This window comes from Arthrobacter zhaoxinii, assembly GCF_024385505.1.
Lineage (GTDB): Bacteria > Actinomycetota > Actinomycetes > Actinomycetales > Micrococcaceae > Arthrobacter_B > Arthrobacter_B zhaoxinii.
This window is the reverse complement of record NZ_JANFLT010000001.1, coordinates 574,365-589,382: the sequence shown is the minus strand read 5'-3', so window position 1 is coordinate 589,382 and position 15,018 is coordinate 574,365. Positions and strand designations below refer to the sequence as shown.

General features: G+C 67.4%; 13 protein-coding genes and 1 pseudogene. 6 read left to right on the top strand and 8 right to left on the bottom strand.

Features of this window, described 5'->3' with window-relative positions; translation table 11 throughout:
• The first annotated feature begins 247 nt into the window (after positions 1–247).
• Positions 248–2,323: a phenylacetic acid degradation bifunctional protein PaaZ gene (paaZ, locus tag NNX37_RS02765; protein ID WP_255790732.1), complete on the top strand. Its 2,076-nt coding sequence runs from the start codon at positions 248–250 to the stop codon at positions 2,321–2,323.
• 33 nt (positions 2,324–2,356) lie between these two features.
• Here paaZ and NNX37_RS02760 read toward each other — a convergent pair whose 3' ends face one another.
• A complete protein-coding gene (locus NNX37_RS02760; protein ID WP_255790727.1) occupies positions 2,357–3,037 on the bottom strand; it encodes a CGNR zinc finger domain-containing protein in 681 nt (226 codons plus the stop codon).
• A 205-nt stretch (positions 3,038–3,242) separates the two neighbouring features.
• On the opposite strand from NNX37_RS02760, the gene NNX37_RS02755 reads away from it, so the two are divergent.
• Positions 3,243–4,544 (top strand): MFS transporter, encoded by a 1,302-nt coding sequence (locus NNX37_RS02755; protein WP_255790726.1) that lies wholly within the window; start codon positions 3,243–3,245, stop codon positions 4,542–4,544.
• A 63-nt stretch (positions 4,545–4,607) separates the two neighbouring features.
• Here NNX37_RS02755 and NNX37_RS02750 read toward each other — a convergent pair whose 3' ends face one another.
• The 5 genes from NNX37_RS02750 to NNX37_RS02730 form a co-directional block, all read right to left on the bottom strand.
• Positions 4,608–5,045: a hypothetical protein gene (locus tag NNX37_RS02750; RefSeq protein ID WP_255790725.1), complete on the bottom strand. Its 438-nt coding sequence runs from the start codon at positions 5,043–5,045 to the stop codon at positions 4,608–4,610.
• Entirely contained in the window at positions 5,011–5,649 is a 639-nt protein-coding gene (locus tag NNX37_RS02745) for a hypothetical protein (RefSeq protein WP_255790722.1), read from the bottom strand. The genes NNX37_RS02750 and NNX37_RS02745 overlap by 35 nt, the downstream gene beginning before the upstream one ends.
• Positions 5,650–5,757: 108 nt before the next feature.
• On the bottom strand, positions 5,758–6,483 hold the full coding sequence (locus NNX37_RS02740; RefSeq protein WP_255790721.1) for a TetR/AcrR family transcriptional regulator: 726 nt from the start codon (positions 6,481–6,483) through the stop codon (positions 5,758–5,760).
• 17 nt (positions 6,484–6,500) lie between these two features.
• On the bottom strand, positions 6,501–7,865 hold the full coding sequence (gene paaK / locus NNX37_RS02735; RefSeq protein ID WP_255790718.1) for a phenylacetate--CoA ligase PaaK: 1,365 nt from the start codon (positions 7,863–7,865) through the stop codon (positions 6,501–6,503).
• Complete coding sequence (locus NNX37_RS02730) at positions 7,862–8,356, bottom strand: hotdog fold thioesterase (RefSeq protein ID WP_255790717.1); 495 nt, start codon at positions 8,354–8,356, stop codon at positions 7,862–7,864. The genes paaK and NNX37_RS02730 overlap by 4 nt, the downstream gene beginning before the upstream one ends.
• Before the next feature lie 156 nt (positions 8,357–8,512).
• Here NNX37_RS02730 and NNX37_RS02725 point away from each other — a divergent pair.
• Positions 8,513–9,193, top strand: a pseudogene (locus tag NNX37_RS02725) (VTT domain-containing protein); the annotation flags it as partial.
• Between the two features lie 426 nt (positions 9,194–9,619).
• Here NNX37_RS02725 and NNX37_RS02720 read toward each other — a convergent pair.
• Positions 9,620–11,797 carry a S9 family peptidase gene (locus NNX37_RS02720; RefSeq protein WP_255790716.1) on the bottom strand — a complete coding sequence of 726 codons (2,178 nt, stop codon included), beginning with the start codon at positions 11,795–11,797 and terminating at the stop codon, positions 9,620–9,622.
• A 72-nt stretch (positions 11,798–11,869) separates the two neighbouring features.
• Positions 11,870–12,532 carry a hypothetical protein gene (locus tag NNX37_RS02715; protein ID WP_255790715.1) on the bottom strand — a complete coding sequence of 221 codons (663 nt, stop codon included), beginning with the start codon at positions 12,530–12,532 and terminating at the stop codon, positions 11,870–11,872.
• Positions 12,533–12,671: 139 nt separating this feature from the next.
• On the opposite strand from NNX37_RS02715, the gene paaA reads away from it, so the two are divergent.
• Genes paaA through paaC form a run of 3 tightly spaced genes read left to right on the top strand, consistent with a single transcriptional unit; the run spans position 12,672 to position 14,916 of the window.
• Positions 12,672–13,643, top strand: coding sequence for a 1,2-phenylacetyl-CoA epoxidase subunit PaaA (gene paaA, locus NNX37_RS02710; protein ID WP_255790714.1), 972 nt, complete (start codon positions 12,672–12,674; stop codon positions 13,641–13,643).
• A gap of 2 nt (positions 13,644–13,645) precedes the next feature.
• Complete coding sequence (paaB, locus tag NNX37_RS16475; protein ID WP_308206299.1) at positions 13,646–14,101, top strand: 1,2-phenylacetyl-CoA epoxidase subunit PaaB; 456 nt, start codon at positions 13,646–13,648, stop codon at positions 14,099–14,101.
• A complete protein-coding gene (paaC, locus tag NNX37_RS02700) occupies positions 14,098–14,916 on the top strand; it encodes a 1,2-phenylacetyl-CoA epoxidase subunit PaaC (RefSeq protein WP_255790713.1) in 819 nt (272 codons plus the stop codon). Before paaB ends, paaC begins: the two co-directional genes overlap by 4 nt.
• Positions 14,917–15,018 lie beyond the last annotated feature (102 nt).

Sequence of the window (15,018 nt, the reverse complement as noted above, 5' to 3'; positions counted from 1 at the left end):
GCTCCTTGGCGGGGGTACTGCAAACGTTCGAGGGCATGAGTCTGTCGCAGCGGATTTTCCGCGGCAACCGCAGACCCGGCTATTGGGTTGCGGGGGAGGCTATCTGCCGCAGCAGGGCGCCAACGGGTGTGTTCCTCCTTGCTTTCGGCTACGCTGGCGATATACCGACCGCATGGTCAGTAATCCGATGGCAAGGATGCCAGCCGGAGGACGGCTGCGGTTTCTCCCCGTTTCGAAAGGTACCGAAATGACGGCAACCGCCATCGACGTCGAAACCGTTCCCAGCTACGTCAGGGACGCCTGGTGGATGCCGGATCCCGCCGGCGCCCGCGGCACCGAGGTGCATGATGCCAGCACCGGCGAACTGCTGGCCCTGGTCAGCAGCGAAGGCCTGGACACCGCCGCCGCCGTCGAACATGCCAGAACCGTGGGCCAGGCCGAACTGGGGAAGTCCACCTTCCATCTGCGGGCGCTGCTGCTCAAGGAACTCGCCATGCACCTCAATGCGCAGCGTGAGGAGCTGTACGCCGTCTCCGCCCGCAGCGGCGCCACCCGGACCGATTCCCTGGTGGACATTGACGGCGGGATCGGCGTCCTGTTTGCCTACGGCTCCAAGGGCCGCCGCGAACTGCCGAACTCCACCGTGATCATCGACGGCGCCGTGGAACAGCTCGCCAAGGACGGCTCGTTCCTCGGCGAGCACATCTACACCCGCATTCCCGGCGTCGCCGTACAGATCAACGCCTTCAACTTTCCGGTCTGGGGCATGCTGGAAAAACTGGCCCCGGCGTTCCTCGCCGGAGTGCCCAGCATCGTCAAGCCTGCCAGCCCCACCGGATACATCACGGCAGCGGCCGTGCGGATGATCGTTGACTCGGGCATCCTTCCGGCCGGATCCCTGCAGCTGATCTCCGGCTCCGCTCGGGACCTGCCGGACCACCTTGACTACCGGGATATGGTCTCGTTCACCGGTTCGGCCTCCACCGCCGAACGCCTGCGTGCGCATCCGCAGATCGCCGTCGGAGGTGTCCGCTTCACTGCCGAGACCGATTCCCTGAATGCCGCCATTCTGGGTCCGGACGCCGTTCCCGGCACCCCCGAGTTCGACGCTTTCATCCGCTCCCTGGTCACCGAAATCACGGCCAAGGCCGGCCAGAAATGCACCGCCATCCGTCGGGCCATCGTCCCTGCCGGGCTGGTCGATGAAGTGGTTGCCGCCGCCGCGGACCGCATCCGCGCGCGCGTGGTCCTGGGCGATCCCCGCGCTGGGAACGTGACCATGGGCGCCCTCGCCTCCCGGGAACAGCTCGACGGCGTCCGGGAAGCAGTGCAGCGGATGCTGGCCGCCGGCGCGCAGCTGTCGCTGGGGTCCCTGGAGGCTCCCGACGTCGTCCGTGCCGACGGAAGCACGGGACCGGCAGAGGACGGTGCCTTTATGGAGCCGCTGCTGCTTTCCTGGCCGGACAGCGACGCCGATGCCCTGCACAGCATCGAAGCCTTCGGACCCGTGGCCTCGGTGGTGGGCTACACCGACGTCGCCGATGCCGTCCGGCTGGCCGCCCGCGGAGGAGGTTCACTGGTCGCCACGGTCTGCACCAATGACCCGGATACCGCCCGGGAGATCCTCACCGGCATCGCCGGACACCACGGCCGCGTGCTGATCCTGAACCGTGAAGACGCCCGGAGTTCCACGGGGCACGGGTCGCCGGTGCCGCACCTGGTGCACGGCGGGCCGGGCCGCGCCGGCGGCGGCGAGGAGCTGGGCGGCATCCGTGCGGTGCGGCACTACATGCAGCGGACCGCGGTGCAGGGTTCACCGAATATGCTCACCGCCCTCACCGGTATCTGGCATTCGGGGGCGGACCGCCGGTTCGACGCCGGCCATCCGTTCCGCAAGCCGCTGCGGGAACTGCGGGTGGGTGACGCCGTGCGGTCGGACCTGAGGGAAGTGACCCTTGAGGACATCGCTGCCTTTGCGGAGACCACGGGGGACACGTTCTACGCCCACACGGATGCTGCAGCCGCGGAGGCGAATCCGTTCTTCCCGGGCATCGTGGCGCACGGCTACCTGCTGCTGTCCTGGGGTGCGGGCCTGTTCGTGGATCCCGCGCCGGGTCCGGTGCTGGCCAACTACGGGCTGGAGAACCTGCGGTTCCTCACGCCGGTGGCCGCGGGGGACTCCATCCGCGTCACCTTGACCGCCAAGAAGATCACGCCGCGTGAAACGGACGAGTATGGCGAGGTGGCCTGGGACGCCGTGCTGACTAACCAGAACGACGAACTGGTGGCCACTTACGACGTGCTGACCCTGGTGGAGAAGTAAGTCCCGGAGGGGGGGCAGGGCTAGGCGGTCGGGCTAGGCCTTCCGCTTCCGGTAGGCCTGCATCTTTGTGCGGGCGCCGCAGATCTCCATGGCGCACCAGGTTCCGCCCCGGTTGCGGGAGGTATCGAAGAAGACCCAGCGGCAGACATCCCGCCGGCACGCTTTCAGGCGCTGAAGCTGGGCCGGATCGGCGTGGACGAGGACCGCGCCGATCCGGGCGAGTGCCTCGCGGACGGCAGTCCGGGGCACGGGTTCGACGCGCGGAACCCCTCCGGAGACCACGACCCGAACGGGAAGCTGCTCCAGGGCACGGTCCAGGCGCTGCAGGCCGACGACGACGTCGGGAGCCGGCATGCCGTGCGGGTGCCCGCCGTCGTGGTGCGCAGCCTCGCTGTACCCGTTGGCGTCGTGCGCGCCCTCGCTGCGCCCGCCGTCGTGGTGCGTAAGGAAGAGGGAGCGCAGCCCCTCCCGAAGATCGATCGCCAGGGCAAGATCCTCGTCAGTAGCCTGCGTGCCTGCCCTGACAAGCCCATAGCCGGCCAGCCATGCGGCCAGTCCGCCGGGGCTGTCCAGGGCGTCCTTTCCGGCTTCCCGGTCAGCAGTATTGACGAACACCTGGAGGAGCCGCAGAGGAGCAGGGGCCGGTGCGCGCCCGCCCGGCTCCGGGTATCCGCTGTCCGCGGGAACGTTTTGTTCCGAAGTGTTACCACTCATAGTTGATTGCCGGTAACGTATGCCGAAGCAGCGGAAAGGACGAGCCGGCAGGAGACCCAGCGATGCACTCATCAGCTCGATTGTGGATGGCTCGTCGTCCCAACGGCCAGGCTCGATTCCACGTCGCAGCGGGTCTCCATATCCGGCACATACCTTCATTATTGCCCGTCACGCCCGCAGCCGCCGTACAGCCGAGGGCCGCGGCGTGAAGGACCCAAGCTGGGTGCTGCTGCGCACCGACCGCAGTTTCCGCCGCTACTGGCTGGGGCAGGGCGCTGCCAGTGCCGGGGCCCAGGTTACGGGTATCGCTCTTCCGCTGGTGACAGCCATCGCCCTCGATGCCGGCCCGGCGGCGGTCAGCCTTGTGGCCGCGGCCGGCACCCTGCCGTACCTGCTGTTCTCGCTGCTGGCCGGCCATCTCCTGCAGGGACGGGACCAGCGGCGCTCCATGGTGGCGGCCGATCTTGCCCAGGTTGTCCTCCTGGCCCAGATCCCGCTTGCCTGGGCCGGAGGATGGCTCAGTGTCCCCCTGCTCGCAGCCATTACCTTCCTCAGCGGCTGCTGCGCGCTGATCTTCGGGTTAACGGCCTTCGCCTTTGTGCCCGCGCTCGTTGCGGACCAGGACCTCGCGCCGGCCAACCGTGCCGTCCAGGCCACTCGAACCGTCACGGAGATCAGCGGCCCGGGGCTTGCCGGTCTGCTGGTCTCGGCGGTGGGTGCTCCCGGCGCCGTGATTGCCACCATGCTCGGGCATCTGGCTTCCGCTGCGGGAGTGGCCTCCAGCCGCCCGCGGAAACAACGTTCCGTTACGGCGGCTCCGGCGTCAGAGGCCTCGATACCCGCGGGGGAGGAGAACCGGAACCCGGTTCTCCAGAAGCGGCCTACCCTCCTCACCGGACTGCGGATCCTGTTCGGTGACCGCCACCTGCGCGCCTTGACCGTCCATGCGGCCGCCTATAACGCGGCGGAACAGATCCTGATGCTGAACCTGATTCTCTGGGCCGTGCAACAGCAGGACGTCGATGTTGGCGCGTACGGTCTGGCCCTGGCCGGAGCCGGAGTCGGAGGTCTGCTCGGGACGCTGACCGCACTTCGCCTGGCCGACAAAGCAGGCCTGGGAACGGCATTCGCCGTTTCCCTGCTGCTGTCCTGCGCGGTGCCGCTGCTGCTGCCGGTCTGGCCGGTTACCGGGTGGACCCTGGCGGCTGTCATTGCTGCGGTCATGCTGCTGCGGGGCATAGGCGAGGGCAACGCCAATATCTACTCACTCACGATGCGCCAGCAGCTCATTCCACGGAACGAGCTCACGCGCTCCGCCGGCGCCTATACCCAGGTGATGTACGGCTCGATTCCGCTGGGCGCCCTGCTGGCCGGCGTCGTCGGCGAAACACTGGGCGTCCGCGCCGGAGTCCTGATCGGCGCCCTCGGCCTCATGCTCTCCGCGGTGCCGATGCTCACCCCCGCCTTCCTGCGGCTGCGCACCATCCCCGTTCCCGCCACAGCCTGAAAGCGCGCCGTCCCGCCGCCGCCTGACATCAGGCGTGCGGAGGCCGGGCGGCCCGCCCCAGGGCTACCTGGCACGAAACAACTGGTCTGCGGAGCGCCTCCAGATCTGCCTCGGCCCTTCAATTTCACGGACGCGGTCGGTGAGCCAGAGAATGCTGTCCGGATCCCAGCCGGCAATCACGGATGCCGTGCCGGCATCGACCGCGAGCGCACGCCCTGCGCTACGAAGGTAGCCCAGGACCGTCAGGTGCACGGCGTCCCATCGCTCTGCTGCCTGTTCCCAGTCCGGGATCACCCATCGGCCAATGCGTCCCGTGGTTTGGAACCAGTTATGCCTGCGGGACGCTGTGACCTCCAGCGGATAGGCGCGGCACAGTGCTATCCAGTCTTCAGGGGAGCGGATGCGGAGGGTTCTGCCGGTGCCGCTGACCGGGATGACCGTCGCCTCCTCCAGGCCGGCCGAGTCCTCAACGAGGCTCAGCCCCGCGGGAATCTGCCCCACGGTGCGGACCAGCCCGAGCGGGGCGGACCACCAGGTTCCGCTGAAAGGTGCCCGCGGATCCTGCGGGCGGTCCCGGTGAGCCTGCTCTTCCTCGGTGCGGACGGCCGCACCCCACCTGCGCAGGGTGCCGCGGGGATCCCGGGGCAGGGGCGCCGGGTCCTCCGCCGGCCGCCAGTCGATGGCCCACTGTTGCGGCGGGCCGGGCTCCCCCCCACCGTTGTGCCGCGCGTGTCTCCAGCACCCGTTCAGCCAGGGGCCGAAGGGCCCTGCGGATCACCGGAAGCGCCGCCAGCGCATCCTCCCCGTCGGGTTCCTGCCAGTACTGGGCCGTGTCGACGGACCGCTGGAGCGCCGCCTGGATCTGTTCGCCATCCAGGCGGCGGAGATCCAGGGACAGAATTCCGGCGGCGAGGTGTTCGGGCGAAGGCAGATCATCGGGGCCGGCGGAGCCGAACAATACCGTTGAAGTTCCTTTGCCCGGGTCGAGTTCGTAGCCCAGCCAGAACACCGCGGAGCGGACGTCCTGGTTCAGCTCGGCTGCAAGCTCAAGGCACAGGCGCCGTCCGCGCGGTCCCTCAAGGAGCTGTTCTGCCGGCGACATCATGGGCTCATCCTTGCACGCCGCACCGGCTCAGCAGCTGCCGTGCCGGGGAGCCCGGTCGCAGATCAAAGCCGGCCTGATGAAGTCAGAGCCGCTGTGGGGGACACATGCTCAGGCCCGGCGGGTATGCAGCCCGTCAAAGACCATGGTTATGATGTTGTCCGCGAGTTTCTGTGCGGGCAGGGGCCCGCCGGGTCGATACCATTCCACGATCGAGTTGATGGTGCCGAACAACAGGCGCGTGGTGGTGCGCGGATCGATGTCGCTGCGTACCGATCCCTCGCTGCGCGCCGCGTCCACGAGCCCTGCCACCCGGTGGTCGAACTCCCGGCGGCGGGCCAGGGCACTGCGTTCAATCTCCGTGTTGCCGCGCAGGCGCAGCAACAGCGTCACGAACGGGAGCCGCTCCGTCAGCACCTTGATGGTGCCGCGCAGGACAAATTCCAGCCGGGCATCCGCAGCACCGGACGAGGCCCGCGGATCATCCAGCACCGCCTCAAGCCCGTCCAGCGCGTGGTCCAGGGCCAGCCGGAGCAGATCGCCCTTGGAGGTTACGTGGTGGTAGATCGCGGACTTCGTAATGCCCAGGTTCTCGGCCAGGATACCCATCGATGTGGCTTCGTAGCCGTGCCGGTTGAAGACGTCCACGGCCACGTTAAGTACTGTCTGCTGGTCATATCCCGGCCGGCCCCGGCGTGGGCCGGACACCGGGTCGACGGCGGCTGCAGACCCAGCGGCGGCCGCGGGCTCAACGGTTGCTGCAGACTCGGCGGGTCCGGCGTCAACAGCGGGAACGGGGGCAGGGTCGGAGGACGACGCGGAAGAGACAGCAGGCATGGCGCCATTTTCCCACGTCAACTGGCGCTTCCCTGCGCCGGCGCAGGATCGGTGCTGCGGCGCAGGTCGTAAATCCGGCGCAGCTTGCCGCTGGAGCGTGCCAGCGTTCCGGGCTCGACTATCTGAACGGTGCAGGTGGAGCCGACGTGCATTTTGATCTGGGCCGACAGCTCCAACGCAGCCGCCGCCGAGTCCGGTGCGGAGGAGTCCTCCCGGCGCTCGATCCGCACCGTGAGCTCATCCAGGCGTTCCGGCCGGGTGATTTCGAGCTGGAAGTGCGGGCTCAGGGCCGGAATACGGAGCGCGATTTCCTCGATCTGCGTGGGGAAAAGGTTCACTCCGCGCAGGATGATCATGTCGTCGCTGCGGCCGGTGATACGTCCCATCCTGCGCATGGACGGCCGGGCGGTGCCGGGCAGCAGGCGGGTGAGGTCATGCGTCCGGTAGCGGATGATCGGCAGGGCCTCCTTGGTCAGGGAGGTAAAGACCAACTCGCCGGGTTCGCCGTCGCCCAGAACCCGGGTGTCATCGAACGGGTCGATGATTTCGGGCCGGAAGTGGTCCTCCCAGATATGTGCGCCGTCCTTGCTTTCCACGCATTCGCCGGCCACGCCCGGGCCCATGACCTCCGAGAGGCCGTAAATGTCGCACGCGTCCAGGTCCATCAATGTTTCGAGTTCGTGCCGCATTTCCTCGGTCCACGGCTCGGCCCCGAGCACGGCGTTCTTCAGCGAAGTGGAGCGCGGATCGATGCCCGCTGCAGTCATTGCGTCCGCGATGGCCAGCAGATAGGTCGGAGTGCAGAGGATGGTGTCCGGTTCGAAGTCCAGAATCAGCTGGATCTGCCGTTCCGTCTGCCCGCCCGACACGGGAATCACCGTGCAGCCGAGTTTCTCCGCGCCGAAATGCGCTCCGAGCCCGCCCGTGAAGAGCCCGTAGCCGTAGGCATTGTGCACCTTGGAGCCCGGCTGTACTCCCGAGGCGCGCAGCGAACGGGCCACGAGCGTCGCCCAACGGTCCACGTCGCCGGAGGTGTAGCCGACGACGGTGGGCCGCCCGGTGGTTCCGGAGGAGGCATGGATGCGGGCCACCTGCTGCTGCGGAACGGCGAACATGCCAAATGGATAGGTTGAGCGCAGGTCTTCCTTCGTGGTGTACGGGAACCGGGCCAGATCGCCCAGCTCGTGCAGGTCGGAGGGGTGCACGCCGGCGTCGTCGAACTTGCTCCGGTACAGGGGAACCCGTTCGTAGGCGTAGGCGAGGGTCTGCTTCAGGCGCGTCAGCTGGAGGGCCTCCAGCTCGTCACGGCTCATGCGTTCCTCCGGGTCCCACGTGGAGGGGTCTGCGGCGGTGGACTTGATCGGAGCGGCTGTGGCTTTCATGCGCGGCTTTCTGTCGGGTTCTCAGACGGTGTCCGGGCGGGGTTGCGGATGGTGCGCGAACGTCCGCGGAAGAGGGCGACGACGGCGGCGGTGCCGTCGGGGCGTTCGGACCGGACCTCAATGTCGTAGACGCCGCTGCGGCCGTTGCCGGCACGGTGCTCGGCGGAAGCGGTCAGCAGGTCGCCGGCCATGGCGGGGGCCATGAAGGTGACGTCGGCGCCGGCAGCGACCGTGATGGTTTCCCGTTCCAGGGAAGAACCGCCGCCTTTCGGATTGCAGGCCAGCGCGAACGCGGTATCGGCGAACGCGAAGACCATCCCGCCGTGGCCCATACCGAACCCGTTCAGCATCTCGGGACGGAGGCGCATGGAAATGCGCGCCGTCCCCGGTCCGGTGTCCAAAACGACGATTCCCAGCCAGGCCGAAGCGGCGTCGTCAACCAGGATGGGGTGGGCAGGGGCCGTGCCCCGGGTGACGTCGGTGTCAGCCATGGGACCTCTTTTCTTTACCGAATGTTCATTAGGTAATCCGGATACTGTCCGGCTGTCAAGGACCGCCGCGTCGCGCCGGCTCCGCCCATGGACCGTTCTGGTCCGGGCTCCGGCGAGGGGCAGGACTTGCGGATCAGCCGGAGGCAACCGGGGGCCATGACGTACCCTAGTGGGGTGACTCTATCTGCGGCCACAGCCGTCTCCGGTCCTGTCCGCCCTCCAACATCTTCCCTTTTGCCTGAGTGGCTGGACCCCCAGGTATTCCTCGCCGACCCGGCCCTCGGACCGTGGGTGGTCCTGATGGTCTGCGGCATCGTGTTTGCGGAGACCGGGCTCCTGATCGGCTTCTTCCTGCCGGGGGATTCCCTGCTGTTCACTGCCGGGCTCTTGGTGGCTACGGGCACCATCGACATCAACGTGTGGCTGCTTGCAGTCCTGGTCTTCATCAGCGCCTTCGTGGGCGACCAGACCGGCTATTACATCGGCAGGAAGGCCGGCCCCGCCGTCTTCAACCGGCCGGACAGCAGGCTCTTCAAGCGCGAGAACGTCAAGCGCGCCCAGGTGTTCTTTGATCGCCACGGCGGCAAAGCCGTGATCCTGGCCCGGTTCGTACCTGTGGTCCGGACCTTCACGCCGGTGGTGGCCGGCGTTGCAGAGATGAACTACAAGGCGTTCGTTTCCTTCAACGCGGTAGGTGCCTTCGTCTGGGGTGTGGGGGTGACCCTGCTGGGCTACGTGCTCGGTGACCGGGTGCCCTTTGTCCGCGAGAACCTCGACCTGATCTTCGTGGCCGTGGTGGTGCTCTCCGTGATCCCGATCGTCATTGAGGTGGTGCGCCAGTCCCACAAAGCCGTGACCAAAGATGACTCCGACGAGGACGGCGCGGCCGCGGACGGCACCGCGGAACCGGCTGCCCCCGCAGCCGATGCCGGACCCGTCCGCAGTTCCGATGCCGGACATGCCGCCGGCGCCGGACGCACCGCTGATGCCGGACGCGCTCCCAACGGTGTCGAGGGTGCAGGCCGCTCCACGGCGCCGGCGGAGGGCCGCCGCATTGCTCCGGCGGACGGTCGCCGTTTTGTCACGCCGAAGCCAAAGGCCGAAGGCGCGGCCGAATAGTCCTCCCCCCGGCGGATTCGCCACAGAACCCGCATTGAAAAACGAGCAGGTCCGGACCCCGAAAGGTCCGGACCTGCTCGCGCTAAGCTTCGTCCCGACATGCCCGCCGGAACCCGTCCAGCGGCCGTCCGCCCGGACGGCTGCCTAGGCGGCGTCCTCCCGGCTGGCGGCCGGAAGCAGTTCCCGTGCGCCGAGTGCGGACAGGATGAAGGCGTAGTCCCACGCCCGGTCCTTCCAGGCTTCGTACCGGCCCGACGCCCCGCCGTGGCCGCCGTCCATCTCGATCTTCAGTACGATCGGCTCGCTGCCGGTAGTGGTCTCACGCAGCTGCGCCACCCACTTGGCCGGTTCCACGTACAGCACCCGGGTGTCATTGAAGCTGGTGACCGCGGCAATCTGCGGGTACTGAACGGCCCGGACGTTTTCGTACGGGCTGTACTCCTTCATGTACCGGTAGACCTCGGGATCGGTGATGGGGTTGCCCCATTCCTCCCATTCCAGGGCCGAGAGCGGCAGGTCCGGATCCAGGATGGTGGTCAGCGCATCCACGAAGGGCACCTGCGCCACAATCGCCCGGTACTTCTCCGGGGCCAGGTTCGCGACGGCGCCCATCAGCAGACCGCCGGCGGAGCCGCCCATGGCCGCGATCCGGTCCGGATCCGCCCACCCGGAGGAGGCTACCCAGTCCGTGGCATCCACGAAGTCGGTGAACGTGTTTTTCTTGTTCAGTTTCTTGCCGTCGTCGTACCAGGCACGGCCCATCTCGCCGCCACCGCGGATGTGCGCCACCACATAGACCACGCCGCGGTCCAGCAGGGACAGCCGGGCAACATTGAATCCCGGGTCCATGCTCAGTTCGTAGCTGCCGTAGGCATAGACCAGGGCGGGGTTGCTGCCGTCCTTCTGCAGGTCTGCCCGCCGGATGACCGAGAGCGGAATACGGGTGCCGTCCGCCGCCGTCGCCCATTCCCGTTCCGCCACGTAATCCTCGGAACGGTAGCCGCCCTTCACCGGGGTTTCCTTCCGCAGCTCCAGCTCACCGGTGGCCAGCACATAGTCGTAGACCCGGGGAGGCGTGAGGAAGGAGGTGTAACTGAGCCGGATGATCGGGGAATCGAACTCGGCATTGGCCAGGTTGGCCGTGTAGAGCTCTTCGTCGAAGGCCGGTTCCACGGGAGTGCCCTGCGCCGGGGTGCCGAGACCGTCCACGGGAAGGATCTGCACCCGCTCGGTGGTGTCCTTGCGGACCGAGACGAGCACATGGGACCGGGTTACTGCGGCTCCGTTAACGCGCACGGTGTCGTCATGCGCAATGACGGTCTGCCAGTGCTGCTCCTCGAGCGGCTTGGAGAATTCCTCCTCGGCGACGAGCGACAGCATCGAATTCAGGGCGTTGCGGTTGTGCGTCAGCAGGTAGTGGCGCGTCCCGTCGACTGTCAGCGGCTCGGCTTCGTAAAGGATGCGTTCGCTGCGGGGGATCAGGGTGCGGACGGTGTCCGCGGGGTCGTCGAAGTCCAGGACACGGAATTCGCTGTACTCGGAACTGCTGATGCCGATCAGCAGCTGCCGGCGGTCGGCCGAGAGGTCGAAGCCGGTCCACATGGCAATGTCGTCCTCCTGATAGATGACGACGTCGTCCTGAACCGGGGTGCCGAGCGTGTGGGCCTTGACCTGGTACGGGCGCCAGGAATCGTCCACCACTGTGTAGAACACGCGGCGGCCGTCGGGGGAGAAGGCCAGGGAGTAAAAGACATTGGAAATGACATCCGGAAGCAGGTCCCCGGTGCGCAGGTCCTTGATCCGCACGGTGAAGCGCTCGTCTCCGGCGTTGTCCTCGGAGTACGCCAGCAGGTTGCCGTCTTCGGTGACAGCAAGTCCGCCGAGCGAGAAGAACGGCTTGCCTTCGGCCTCAGCGTTGCCGTCCACAAGGATCTGTTCGCCCGGAACCGGAACGCCGGGGACGACGGCGGGCGGTGTCCAGTCGGCGTCGAGGTTCCCGGTGTCCTGCGCCGCCGTGCGGCAGTGGATGGCGTACTGCTTGCCTTCCTCGGTGCGGGTGTAATACCACCAGCCCTTTTTGCGTGCCGGGACGGACAGGTCCGTTTCCTCGGTGCGGTTCTTGATTTCGTTGAAGATCTCCCCGCGCAGCTCTTCCTGATCCGCGGTCATTGCTGCGGCGTAGGCGTTCTCCGCCTTGAGGTGTTCCACGACCTCCGGGTTTTCCTTCTCCCGGAGCCACTCGTAGTTGTCAATGAACGTGTCGCCGTGGCGGGTACGTTCGGTGGGGACCTTCTTGGCAACCGGGGGCTGAGGAGTAGTCATACTTCGAATATATCGATCCGGGCGACGGCGTCGAAGGACCTCGCTGGCGTTATGCTCGCGGCTTAGTGCGTCCTAGTCTCCGAGCAGCAGCCACGCGCAGAAAGCTCCGGCGGCAAGGAAGAGCGCCCAGTTCACCGCCACCACCAGCAGGGTGGAGGCGAAGGGACGGGCCGCCGCGTCGCGGCGGGGGAGCAGAACCGGTTCCGGGACGGGGCCTCTGCGGAACTGGCCCCACAGGCTGGTGGACATCAGGACCGCTCCTCCGCCCAGGGCCAGGGGCAATGCGGGAACGGAGAACAGGATCAGCCGCGGAGCGAAGAGGAACAGTGCGGCTTCCGCCGCCAGGCACATGGCCAGCAAGAAGACCGGCCGCCGCAGGGACGCCCAGGTGGGATTCCCTGCATAGAGGGGGCTGATTCCGGCCACCACCAGTGCGGTGAGGGCCAGGAGCAGTCCGGGGACGGTGACGCTGACCGTGGCAGCATCAGCGGTCACGGCGGCCGCCACGGCAACGAAGCCCAGCAGGCCCAGGAGTGTGGGCACGATGACGGCGGCAACAGACGGCCGCTCTGCCTGACCCGGTTCTGCCTGCTCTGTTCCTGCCTGCCGGGCCCGGGGACCGCTGCTGCCGGAAGCCGCGCCGGAAGCCCTGCCGGAAGCTGCGCCGGAAGGCGTGCCGGAAGGCTTGCCGGAGGGGAAAGCCCGGCTGCCGGCGTCGGGCTGGGGATTGCCCATGACCCTCCTTTCGAACCGTTACTGCTCTCCAGTTTTCCATAGCAGGGCCCTTGACCTGCACGCACGGCCTCCATATCCTGAACGAACGGTCGGTAAATATTTGAGGCGGCCCGACAAGCAGTGATGAGGCAGGTAACCGATGAGTGGAGAAACCGTGAACGGGCAGGAGCATTTTGACGCGCTGATAGCGGCGGATGCCCGCGTGGAGCCGCGCGACTGGATGCCGGAGGGGTACCGCAAGACCCTGGTCCGGCAGATCTCGCAGCACGCGCACTCGGAAATCATCGGCATGCAGCCCGAAGCGAACTGGATTACCCGTGCGCCCTCCCTGAAGCGCAAAGCCATCCTGATGGCCAAGGTTCAGGACGAGGCGGGCCACGGACTCTATCTGTATTCCGCCGCCGAGACCCTGGGCACTCCCCGGGACCGGATGACGGCCGACCTCATTGCCGGCAAGGCGCGGTACTCAAGCATCTTCAACTACCCCACGCTCACGTGGGCGGATATGGGCGCCATCGGCTGGCTCGTGGACGGCGCCGCTATCTGCAACCAGGTCCCGCTCTGCCGTGCGTCCTACGGCCCGTACGGTCGGGCCATGGTGCGGGTCTGCAAGGAGGAGTCCTTCCACCAGCGGCAGGGCTTCGAAATCCTGCTGGAACTGGCCAACGGGACCCCGGCACAGCGGGAGATGGCCCAGGATTCGATTAACCGCTGGTACGCACCGTCGCTTATGATGTTCGGCCCGCCCGACGACGACTCGCCCAACTCCAAGCAGTCCATGGCCTGGAACATCAAACGCTTCTCCAATGACGAACTGCGTTCCCGGTTTGTCGGCATGATCGTGGAGCAGGTGAAGGTCCTCGGACTGACCCTCCCCGATGCCGGGATCCGATACAACGAAGAGACGGAACGCTGGGAACACGGGCCCCTGGACTGGAACGAATTCTCCGAGGTCCTCGCCGGACGAGGGCCCTGCAACTCACAGCGTCTGGCCCGTCGGCGGGAAGCCCACGAAGACGGCGCCTGGGTGCGCGAAGCGGCGGCAGCCTATGCCGCGCGGCAGGCCGCCCGTGACAACGCACTTTCGACTGAGGAAGCGGGGGCGGCGTAGCCATGACGGGTGGATCAACAACGGGTGACGACGGTTCCGTGCCCGTCACGGCAGGCACGGCGACAGACGCCGGTACGACGCTGGACGCCGGCACAACGCCGGATGCCGGTACAACGCCCGACGCCGGCACAACACCTGCCGCCGACACAACACCGGCGGCCCCCGCTCCCGCCCCGGCTGCATCCTGGCCGCTGTGGGAAGTGTTCGTCCGTTCCTCCCGCGGCCTCTCCCACGTACATGCCGGATCCCTGCACGCGCCGGATGCGGACATGGCCGTACGCAATGCCCGTGACCTCTACACCCGGCGCAACGAAGGCGTGTCGCTCTGGGTGGTGCCGGCGTCGGCCATCATCGCCAGCGACCCCGATGCCAAGGGACAGTTCTTCGAATCCCCGCAGGGCAAGGACTACCGGCACGCCACCTACTACACCAAGTCGGAAGGGGTGAAGCACCTGTGAGTTCGGACAGTGCCACCCGCATTACGCCCGGCAACGCGCTGCGGCCTGAGGACATTGCCGCTGCCGGAACGCGTGCCGATCCGGACGTTGCCGCCTATGCCCTGCGACTGGGGGACGACGCGCTGGTCCTGGCGCAGCGGCTCGGCTGGTGGATTTCCCGTGCCCCGGAGCTGGAAGAGGACGTGGCGCTGGGGAACATCGCCCTGGACCTGATCGGTCATGCCCGCTCCTTCCTCAGCTATGCAGGCAGTGCGGACGGCCGCACTGAGGACGATCTCGCGTACTGGCGGAAGGAAACCGAATTCCGGTCCGCGCACCTGATGGAACAGCCCAACGGCGACTTTGCCCGGACCATCGCAAGGCAGCTGGCCGTCTCGTTCTACTCCTTCGAGCTGTACACCGCGCTGCAGCACTCCGCCGACCCGACCCTTGCCGCGATCGCTGCGAAGGCGGTCAAGGAAGTGGATTACCACCGGGACCACAGCGCCCAGTGGGTGCTCCGGCTCGGCCTGGGCACTGACGAATCCCGACGCCGCATGATCCGGGCGCTGGAACTGACCTGGCCGTATGTGGGTGAACTGTTCGACGACGACGAGCTGGTGCTCTCGCTCGGCGGCCGGGCGGTCCTGCCCTCGGCCCTGAAGCCGCCCTTCGACCGCGGCATCACCGCCGTGCTGCGCAAGGCCGAGCTGGAGGTGCCTGCGGTGCCGGCTGCCCCCGGCGGCGGCCGGAGGGGGCAGCACAGCGAGCACCTCGGGTACCTGCTGGCCGAAATGCAGGTCCTGGCCCGCGAACACCCCGGTGCCACGTGGTGACGGCCGTGACGTCCCCGTTCCGTTCCGTGGACCATTCGGCGGGGCGTGCCGCCGAGCGTTTTGAACATCCCGGTGAACATTCTGGTGAACGTCCGCCGGGCC